The organism is Acinetobacter sp. V89_7 (assembly GCF_029967895.1).
GTDB classification, from domain to species: domain Bacteria; phylum Pseudomonadota; class Gammaproteobacteria; order Pseudomonadales; family Moraxellaceae; genus Acinetobacter; species Acinetobacter soli.
The window spans coordinates 209,831-219,216 of the sequence record NZ_JASCAJ010000024.1 but is presented as its reverse complement, the minus strand read 5'-3'; the positions used below and the strand labels follow the sequence as shown (position 1 = coordinate 219,216).

8 protein-coding genes and 1 rRNA gene are annotated in these 9,386 nt (G+C 44.6%); 5 read left to right on the top strand and 4 right to left on the bottom strand.

The genetic code is table 11. The features are described from left to right. The first annotated feature begins 239 nt into the window (after window positions 1–239). A 5S ribosomal RNA gene (rrf, locus tag QLG00_RS06735) occupies window positions 240–354 on the top strand. Between the two features lie 84 nt (window positions 355–438). Here the strand turns inward: rrf and QLG00_RS06730 are convergent. Continuing rightward, window positions 439–978, bottom strand: a complete 540-nt coding sequence (locus tag QLG00_RS06730; protein ID WP_004944561.1) for a type 1 glutamine amidotransferase domain-containing protein — start codon at window positions 976–978, stop codon at window positions 439–441. A 156-nt stretch (window positions 979–1,134) separates the two neighbouring features. After that, window positions 1,135–2,232: a putative zinc-binding peptidase gene (locus QLG00_RS06725; protein ID WP_004944564.1), complete on the bottom strand. Its 1,098-nt coding sequence runs from the start codon at window positions 2,230–2,232 to the stop codon at window positions 1,135–1,137. A 325-nt stretch (window positions 2,233–2,557) separates the two neighbouring features. Here QLG00_RS06725 and QLG00_RS06720 point away from each other — a divergent pair, with 325 nt between their 5' ends. The 4 genes from QLG00_RS06720 (at window position 2,558) to zupT (ending at window position 6,926) form a co-directional block, all read left to right on the top strand. Beyond that, on the top strand, window positions 2,558–4,006 hold the full coding sequence (locus QLG00_RS06720) for an aldehyde dehydrogenase family protein (RefSeq protein ID WP_004944566.1): 1,449 nt from the start codon (window positions 2,558–2,560) through the stop codon (window positions 4,004–4,006). Between the two features lie 396 nt (window positions 4,007–4,402). Beyond that, entirely contained in the window at window positions 4,403–5,881 is a 1,479-nt protein-coding gene (locus tag QLG00_RS06715) for a sodium-dependent transporter (protein ID WP_004944572.1), read from the top strand. 12 nt (window positions 5,882–5,893) lie between these two features. Next, on the top strand, window positions 5,894–6,037 hold the full coding sequence (locus QLG00_RS06710; RefSeq protein WP_004933550.1) for a methionine/alanine import family NSS transporter small subunit: 144 nt from the start codon (window positions 5,894–5,896) through the stop codon (window positions 6,035–6,037). A gap of 82 nt (window positions 6,038–6,119) precedes the next feature. Beyond that, window positions 6,120–6,926 (top strand): zinc transporter ZupT, encoded by an 807-nt coding sequence (gene zupT, locus QLG00_RS06705; protein WP_048765172.1) that lies wholly within the window; start codon window positions 6,120–6,122, stop codon window positions 6,924–6,926. Between the two features lie 31 nt (window positions 6,927–6,957). Here the strand turns inward: zupT and rsmB are convergent, their stop codons facing one another. Together rsmB and fmt are read right to left on the bottom strand one after the other, a co-directional pair. Next, complete coding sequence (rsmB, locus tag QLG00_RS06700) at window positions 6,958–8,262, bottom strand: 16S rRNA (cytosine(967)-C(5))-methyltransferase RsmB (RefSeq protein ID WP_048765174.1); 1,305 nt, start codon at window positions 8,260–8,262, stop codon at window positions 6,958–6,960. Further along, a complete protein-coding gene (gene fmt / locus QLG00_RS06695; RefSeq protein WP_048765176.1) occupies window positions 8,259–9,218 on the bottom strand; it encodes a methionyl-tRNA formyltransferase in 960 nt (319 codons plus the stop codon). Before fmt ends, rsmB begins: the two co-directional genes overlap by 4 nt. Window positions 9,219–9,386: the final 168 nt, after the last annotated feature.

Below are 9,386 nucleotides of genomic sequence, written 5' to 3'. Positions count from 1 at the left end.
AGCATAGTGATATGTGAAGCTGACCAATACTAATTGCTCGTGAGGCTTGACTATACAACACCCAAACAGTTGTTGTATCAAGATAAATTCGATACGAATACTTGATTTAGTGAAAGCTAGAACATAAAATACCGACTCAATAGTCCAATCCGTTAAACTCATTTGGTACAAAGTACGGCACATACTGTGAAATACAATCCACAGTCTGAATAAGACCCGAAAATGTCCATAAACAGTTTGCTGGCGACAATAGCAAGAGTGAACCACCTGATCCCTTCCCGAACTCAGAAGTGAAACCTCTTCGCGCTGATGGTAGTGTGGCGTTAGCCATGTGAGAGTAAGTCATCGCCAGCTTTTAAATACTAAGCCCCCTTAACATACGTTAAGGGGGCTTTTTTATGCCTAAAATAAGTGGAAAACCAATTAACTTTCTACCACTTAACTTAATTCTTTTAAAATTGCCGCGTTAAATTCAGGAATATCATCTGGATTACGTGATGTAATCAGTACCCATCCGCCTGTATTGCAGCGATGAACGGCTTCATCTACCCAGTTTGCTCCTGCATTTTCAAGATCTAGTCGGATACTTTTATACGACGTCAGGTTTTTATCTTTAATGCGTTCTGCATTGATAAATACCCACGGCGCATGGCAAATCGCGGCGATGGGCTTTCCTTGGTCGGTAAAGTGTTGAATAATGTTGAGCGCGTCTGAATTTAAACGCAATAAATCGGCATTGACGGTACCACCTGCAATGACGAGTAAGTCGTAGGCTGAGGGATCAACATCAGCTAAAGCCAAATCTGGCGAATATTTTTCACCTAATTCTTGATCTCCAACAACAGTTTGAACCGCTTTGTGATGCTCAGCAGCATGCTGTGTAGCAAAACCTTTTGATTTTAAAAATTCGAGTGGTTTGATCAGCTCGTCATGTTCGATACCTGCATTTGAGGTAATAAAAAGCACATGTTTGGTCATTGTTGGTCTCGTTGTTGTCATGAGTGCTTCAAGACTAACCAATACCTTTACCCAACCGTGTTGCAGTTTTATACGTGAACTGTGTCGTTAGATCAAATTTGTAAGGATTCAATACCTTTTCGATTGAATCGCAGTCATGGAGGATGATGTTTATCTTTATATTAACTCTGAAGGATTACGAGTTTCGGGTTTGAGCGCAACTTTCATCAGCGTTCGATGAATAAATCGTAATTTATCGAGTACCCCGTTAGATAGAGTAAACGGATAAGCATCGCCCAATCCCATACTTCGGTTTAGTGCATTGAGTGAGTAACTTAAAGCAAACCAGTTGTTAATGGTATGCTCAAAGTCGACAGATCCAATCGGTGATTCTTTGAAGTGCATATCCGGATCGTTTTTACGATTGGCTTCGATACACAGACCTGAATGATAAGCCGTGTCTAGGGTATCCATCATATGTAAATAATGCGCCCATGTTTCAGCCCAGTCTTCCCATGGATGTGCACAGGCATAGCGACTGATATAAAACTCTTGCCAGTTCATGATTGGCCCATTTTCATAATATTCTTGTAGCGCTTGGCCATAGTCTAGTCGTTCATCGCCAAAGAAATAGCGAAACTCTTCAAGCCAATCTGGATATAAATAGGTCATGACATCAAAGTAATAATGCCCACTTTCATGACGGAAATGTCCCAAAACGGTTCGATAGTTTTCGCCCATATCGAGTCGAGTTTTTTCACGATGAACCACATCAGCCTCACTGGCATTGAGGGTGATGGTGCCCATATGATGACCAGTCATCACGGGTTGGTTTGGCAAAGGTACTAAAAAATTAAATCTTAGACCATAACGATCCTGATCGTTTTTTTTGGGACGTGGAAAGATATTGAGTTGTTGAGTCAGATATAAAAAACGGCGTTTGGCTTGTTCAAGTCGATGCCAATACATCGTGCTGTTGTTAATGGATAAGTCCGGAATCGTATGCGTAAGCCGACACGATTCACAGTAAATATTCGGGTCATCTGCTGAAACCATCCAGTTACAAGCATGATGATGGTGGTAGTTGTAGCAGGGTTTATATAACTCTCCTGCATCGTCTGGATTCAGGCTTTTCCACTTTAGTTCTTCAATTCGATCAAAAGTTCCAATCGTCTTGCGATTCACTTGATAGCCCAGCAACGCATTGCAGTTTTGACAAAAGGTATTGTTAAAAAATACCTGATGATGGCAATTGTGACAGTAGAAAACTTTCATAGGAATGATCTTTTATGACGGTGGAGAACTGCTGGGCCTGATAGAGACAACAGTAGAAGACTTGATCAAGCTGATCAACCAATGCACATTACAGTTTCAATTATACGTGAAATTGTTGCCGATGAAATCATCTGAGCAAAGAATATGCTGGGCCATTTAATACTCGATTGAATAACATAATGATCGTAAAAGCCAGATGAGTGGCTTTGCCAAAGGTCTTTTTTTGTTACCGAAACACAGTGTATTTCCATACTCAAAGCGATAATGATAAGCACATAAGCCAGAAAGAATCTATAAATTCGATAGATGACAATAAGGAACCAGAATGACAACAAGCTCCAAAAAACCAATCGAATATCCACTTTATGTGGCTGGAAAAGCCAGTAAAACCGGGCAATGGCTGGATGTTCATCATAAATATACCGGTGAGGTGTATGCACGTGTTGCAGTCGCTGATGCCAAGACCCTAGAAAAAGCGACTGTTGCAGCGGTACAAGCCGAAGCTGATATGGCAGCGCTTAAGCCGTATCAAAAGCAGCAGATTTTACTGCATTGTGTGCGACGTTTTACGCAAGAAAAAGCGCTGCTGACTGATATTTTAATAGCAGAGGGAGGCAAACCACGCGCTGCAGCCGCTGCTGAGGTTGAGCGATTGATCAATACCTTTCAACTGGCGGCCGATGCGACCACGCAAATGGATGCTGGCCGGGTGATGCCACTGGCAGTGACGCCTGTTGCGGCAGCTTATGAAGGCATGGTGAAGCATGTGCCTATTGGGGCTTTGTCGCTGATTAGTCCGTTTAACTTTCCACTGAACCTGACCGCACACAAGATTGCACCCGCCATTGTGGCAGGTTGTCCTTTTGTACTCAAACCAGCCAGTTTGACGCCTATTAGTGCCCTCAAGATTGCTGAAATCTTGGCTGAAACTGATCTGCCTCAAGGAGCGTGGTCGATACTGCCTTGTGAGCGCAGTGCGGCAGATATTTTGGTAACTGATGACCGTTTTAAAATGCTAAGTTTTACTGGTTCAGATCAGGTGGGATGGGATATGAAAGCCCGAGCTGGCCGTAAAAAGGTTACGCTTGAGCTTGGTGGCAATGCTGCGGTCATGATTGAGCCTGATACAGCGCTAACAGACGCTTTGATTGATCGTTTAATTGCGGGAGCATACGGTCAGTCAGGGCAGGTGTGTATTAGCGTACAGCGTATTTTGGTTCATAGTGATCTTTATGCCGAGCTGAAAAAGAAACTACTGGCCAAAGTTAAAAAACTCAAAGCGGGTGATCCGGCACAGGAGTCGACAGTAGTTGGGCCAATGATCAAGGAAAAAGAAGCGGTTCGCTTAAAAAAATGGATAGACAAAGCAGAGAAGAAAGGCGCCAAAATTTTGGCAGGTGGCGAACTTAATGGTGTTTTATTTGAGGCGACGTTGTTAGAACAGGTGGATGAAAATCTCGAGATTTATAAAGATGAAGCCTTCGGGCCTGTTGCCATTTTAGAAAAATACAAAAATTTTGAGCAGGGAATTGCCAAAATAAATCGCAGTCGTTTTGGCTTACAAGCAGGTGTATACACTCAAAATCTAAACAAAATGCTGTATGCATGGGAGCATTTACAGGTGGGTGGGGTGATCATTAATGATATTCCCACTTTCAGGGTAGATAACATGCCTTATGGAGGCGTCAAAGATTCCGGTTTAGGGCGTGAAGGAATTCATTCCGCTGTTCGGGATATGCAAGAAGAGCGCCTATTAGTCATCAAAAACGGCTAAGCTTGAGTATCCAGCACTGTACAAAAACTGTTCCACGTGGAACAGTTTTTTCTTTGAGATGGTGATATCTGTTAAGCCAGCCTGATCAACAGATCGACTAAAAATATATTTTTGCTTTAAAAATAGGCAAATCTGATTGAAATGATTATCCAGTTCATGAATCAATGCATCAAAAAAGAGAAAATCTTGATAAAAACAGGTATTGTTCAAGCATAAGAAAGACAAAAACCACATGAACCATCTTTAAGGAAGAAGGAACAGTTTTTTGTCTGTTTGGGGTATGTCGTGACGCTTACCCAGCGAGGCTGCCATCAATACGTTCAAGATTTTACAGGTGGTATTTTTCTTGCAGTAATCAATAAAAATTTAAGCAAGAAAAACCAGGGAATTTATATTATGACTGATACTCGTGAAAACTGGTCCTCGCGATCAGGTTTTATTATTGCTGCGGTGGGGTCTGCCGTGGGCTTGGGCAACATCTGGCGTTTTCCTTATGTGGCCTACGAAAATGGCGGTGGTGCATTTTTAATTCCATATTTACTGGCACTGATTACCGCAGGTTTACCGCTGTTATTTCTCGATTATGCGGTGGGGCATCGCAGTAACAGTTCACCACCCAAAGCTTATCGTAAATTATTTAAAGGCGGCGAAACGCTTGGATGGTGGCAGGTCTGTGTCTGTATCGTGATTGGGCTGTACTACGCCAGTGTACTCACGTGGGCTGGTAGTTATATTTACTTCTCCGTCGGTCAAATGTGGGGCAGTAATCCAGAAGATTTTTTCTTCAATACTTATTTGCAAACCAGCAAAGCATCGGGGCTTGATCTGACTTTTGTAAGTCATTTGTTCTGGCCAATTCTGGGTATCTGGGCACTGACCTTGATTATTTTGTATGGTGGCGTGAAAAAGGGCGTAGAACTCTCCAATAAGATCTTTATGCCATTGCTTTTTGTTTTGTTTACCATTTTGGTGATTCAGTCCTTACGATTGCCAGGTGCTGTCGAAGGCTTGAATGCATTTTTTACCCCGAACTGGGCTGCCATGATGGACTATAAGGTCTGGCTCGCAGCTTATGGTCATACCTTTTTCTCACTTTCGGTGGGCTTTGGTATTATGGTGACGTATGCATCGTATTTAAAACCCAAAACCAACCTTACTGGATCGGGCCTGATTGTAGGTTTTGCCAATGCATCGACTGAAATTTTGGCTGGAATCGGGATTTTTGCGGCACTGGGCTTTATGGCGCATGCGGCAGGCAGTGAAGTCAAAGAGGTGGTCAGTGGCGGTATTGGGCTAGCCTTTATTGCGTTTCCTAAAATTATTTCGAGCTTGGGTGCTGGCGCCGATCTTTTTGGTTTGCTGTTCTTCTCGTCTTTGTTTGTCGCCGGTATTTCCTCGATGGTCAGTATTTTGGAAGTTCCCATTGCAGCAATGCAAGACAAGCTAAAGTGGGGACGTAAAAAAGCCGTGACCATTATTGGTGGTGGCAGTGCGGTCGTGTCGATCTTTCTATTTTCAAGCGTTAATGCCATCAAGCTGGTCGATATTATCGATCATTTCATTAACAATATTGGCATTATCGGCGGTGCATTATTGTCGATTATTAGTGTTGCATGGTTTAAGCGTACTGCTCTCAAAGCGCTTCGTGATCACGTTAATCGCATCTCGACCATTCAATTAGGTAAAGGCTGGGATTTCACCTTAACTGTAATTACGTCGCTGATTTTGTTAACCACGCTCAGCATGACCGTATATAATTTAATCAAAAATGGCTATGATACTTATAGCGCAAGTTTGCTGGGCATCTTTGGTTGGGGCAGTGTGTTGTTCTGTGCTGTGATTGCTGTGGTACTTAGTAAAATGAAAGATCGCTAGGAGAGAACCAGTATGAATAAGTTTGCAATCATTATGATGATTATCTCCATGGTCTTTGTTTGGGGCGGGCTGATTTTGTCGATTCTTCATTTGATGAAGCATCCAGAAGAGCTCGATGATGTGCTTGAGGATGTCAAAGATCAGCACACACTCTAAATAAAAGCGCCATAAAACAAATTGTAAATGAAAGTCATTATCAATTAAGATGATGGCTTTCTTGTTTTAGGATCAATAGCATATGACGGCACTATTGAGCTCCGAGGTTTTGATTGCATTTAGTGTGACCTTACTTGCAGGGCTCGCCACCCTCATAGGGGGAGCAATTGTGCTGTTCTTCAAGCAGCCCAGCTTTCGTCTGCTTTCTTTTGGTCTGGCCTTTTCTGCTGGTGCGATGATTTATATCTCACTCACAGAAATCCTGAATAAATCAATCCATGCGTTTAGCCAAGTCTTTGATGACAAGATCGGCTTTGCTTGGGGAACGGCTGCATTTTTGGCGGGTGTGGTTGGGGTATTGCTACTGGATCGATGGGTTCCTAACCCACATGATTTGGTCGAAAAAAATACAGCACAGCAGCTTGATCGGCGTCAATTGCAGCGGACCGGATTATTGACCATGCTGGCCATCACGGCACATAATTTTCCAGAGGGGCTGGCCACTTTTTTTGCAACCTTAGACAGTCCAATGCTTGGTGCACCTTTGGCAGTCGCCATCGCAATTCATAATATTCCTGAAGGGATTGCGATTGCCGTACCGGTATACATGGCCACCAACAAAAAGTCCTATGCGATCTTGGCCAGTCTACTCTCTGGTCTTGCCGAGCCAGTTGGTGCCGCACTCGGCTATTTCCTGTTAGTGCCCTACATGGGTGATCTGGTGTTTGGTATCGTTTTTGGACTGATTGCAGGCGTGATGGTGTATCTTGCACTGGATGAGCTTTTACCCACTGCCCAGCGCTATGGTCGAGGTCACGAAACAGTATATGGACTGGTTACAGGCATGGCGGTGCTGGCAGTGAGTCTGGTGTTGTTTAAATGGATCTGAGACACATCACACCGCCAGCTAAAAAATCGCGTTATGCGATTTTTTTGATGCGGCAGTAATAAAATCCGTCACCTTGTCCAAAGGTCGGTAGCAGTTGGCGTCCGTAAGCTTGCTCAATCCCCCAGTCGGCCTCGATTTTAAGCTCCGATGCGTTGGCATGTTCTGCAAAGAAGGCCTGCATTTGTTGCTCATTTTCAGGTTTGAGGATGGAGCAGGTGATATAGAGTAACGTTCCGCCGACCTTCAGTTGAGGCCATAGATTTTTCAAAATCTGCTGCTGCAACGCCACGGTTTGTGCAATATCGGTCGATTGTCTGAGTAAGCGAATGTCGGGATGGCGACGTAATACACCAATCGCCGAACAAGGAGCGTCCAGTACAATACAATCTAATACGTCGGGCGCCTGCCATGTGGTGGCATCTGCGGCAAGAATCTCAAGTCTTGAGGCATCTAACTGTAAGCGCGAAATATTTTCACTGACACGCAGTAAACGTTTGGCATCGTGATCCAGCGCAATCAGCTGCTCAGGTTTAAATGCCTCAAGCAGATGCGCCGTTTTACCGCCCGGTGCCGCGCAAGCATCCAGCACGATTTTCTGGTCTAGATCGTGCAACAAACTGGCGCATAGCTGTGCATGTTCATCTTGTACCGAAAACCAACCTTGTTGATAGCCCGGCAGCTCGGTGATTTGAACTGACTGCTCGATCACAATACCTACATCCGACCATGCACAGGCTCTGGCTTGTATCGACTGTGCTTGCAGTTTGAGCAGATAAGCATGGCGTCCGATCTGGCGCTGGTTAATGCGTAAGGTCAGCGGTGCGGTGTGTTTAAGCTGTTGGCAGAGATCATCGAGTTGTGCTGGCCAGTCTCTTTTTAATCGTTTGTACAACCAGCTTGGTAGGCCATGTGCCTGTTGTAGCTGGCTTTGAAATGTATCTGTTTCACGAGTAGCACGTCGTAAGATGGCATTCACAATCCCGCTTAAGGCATGAAAGCCCAGTTGCTTGGTGGCTGTGACGGTTTCAGAAATAGCAGCATGTGCCGGAATACGGGTACACAGCACTTGGTATAGCCCCAGATACAAACAGCTTTCGACCGTTTCGTTATTAAGGGGTTTGGTCAATAGGGGCAGGGTAATGGCTTTTAAGGCAAACCACTGACGCAACGTACCCAAGACCAGTTCGTGAAACAAGGCGCGATCACGATCCGGAATGTCATTGAGCTGCTGATGCAAAATCCCCGAGAGTGACTGACCTTGCTGCACTTTGAGTAGGGTGCTGACCACTTGGGCACGTAAATTGAGGTCTGTACTTGGACGCGGAAACTGTTTCATGCAAGTACCTGCCCAACATTAAGTTTTTGTGTCTGTGCAATCTGTACAGGATTTAATGCTTTGCCCCCTGGCCATTGTAATGCTTTAAGACAAACCACGCCTGCACCACAGCTCACATGCACGCCCTGTTTATCGATGGCAATAATCTGCCCCGCTTGGGTATCTGCTGCACTCAGGGTTGAAACAGCCGATTCCCACACCCGAAGATTATTTTGATCATCGAGTGGAATAAACGCGACAGGCCATGGGTTAAATGCCCTGATATTTCGATCGATCTGAATGGCATCTTGTGTCCAGTCAATTCGAGCTTCGGTTTTGGTCAGCTTGTGGGCATAAACGGTCTGCTCTTCGTTTTGTACTTCGCGCTCGGCCAGTAGTTTTTGTAATTGCTGCTCAGATTCAAGCACCGTGCAAATGGCCTCTGCGCCTTGTTCGGCCAGCTTTTCATATAAGTGGGCAGAGGTGTCGGTGTCTAGAATAGGGCAGTGTGTTTTTAGCAACATATCGCCAGTATCTAGTCCTGCCGCCATTTTCATGATGGTCACGCCTGTCTCAGGGTCACCTGCGGCAATCGCACGCTGAATCGGAGCTGCTCCACGCCAGCGTGGCAACAATGAGCCGTGAATATTGAGACAACCGTATTTTGGCGTATCTAACACCACTTGGGGTAAAATCAAACCATAGGCAGCAACCACCATCACATCGGCATTTAAAGCGGCCAGTTCGGCTTGGGCGCTTTTGCCCTCGTCAGTCGAAGACTTGAAATGCAAGGGCTGATACACCGGCAAATGATGCGTTAAGGCCAGTTGTTTGACTGGTGAGGGCGTTAATTTTTGCCCGCGACCTGCTTTACGGTCAGGCTGGGTATAGACAGCAACAATTTCGTGCGATGTTTGCAGCAAAGCGTCTAATGCAGATGCAGCAAAGTCAGGGGTGCCAGCAAAAATAATCTTCACACAGACATTCCAAAATAAACATGTGCACCAGTATAAGCCAAAACCCCGCTAAGCGCGAAAAAGCGCATTATTCTCGATACGATCCGCACTCAAAACCTATCAGCCATACAAAAATTTATAAAATAAAATCAAAGTCATAAAAATAGATTATGAATTACCAAAAAATTA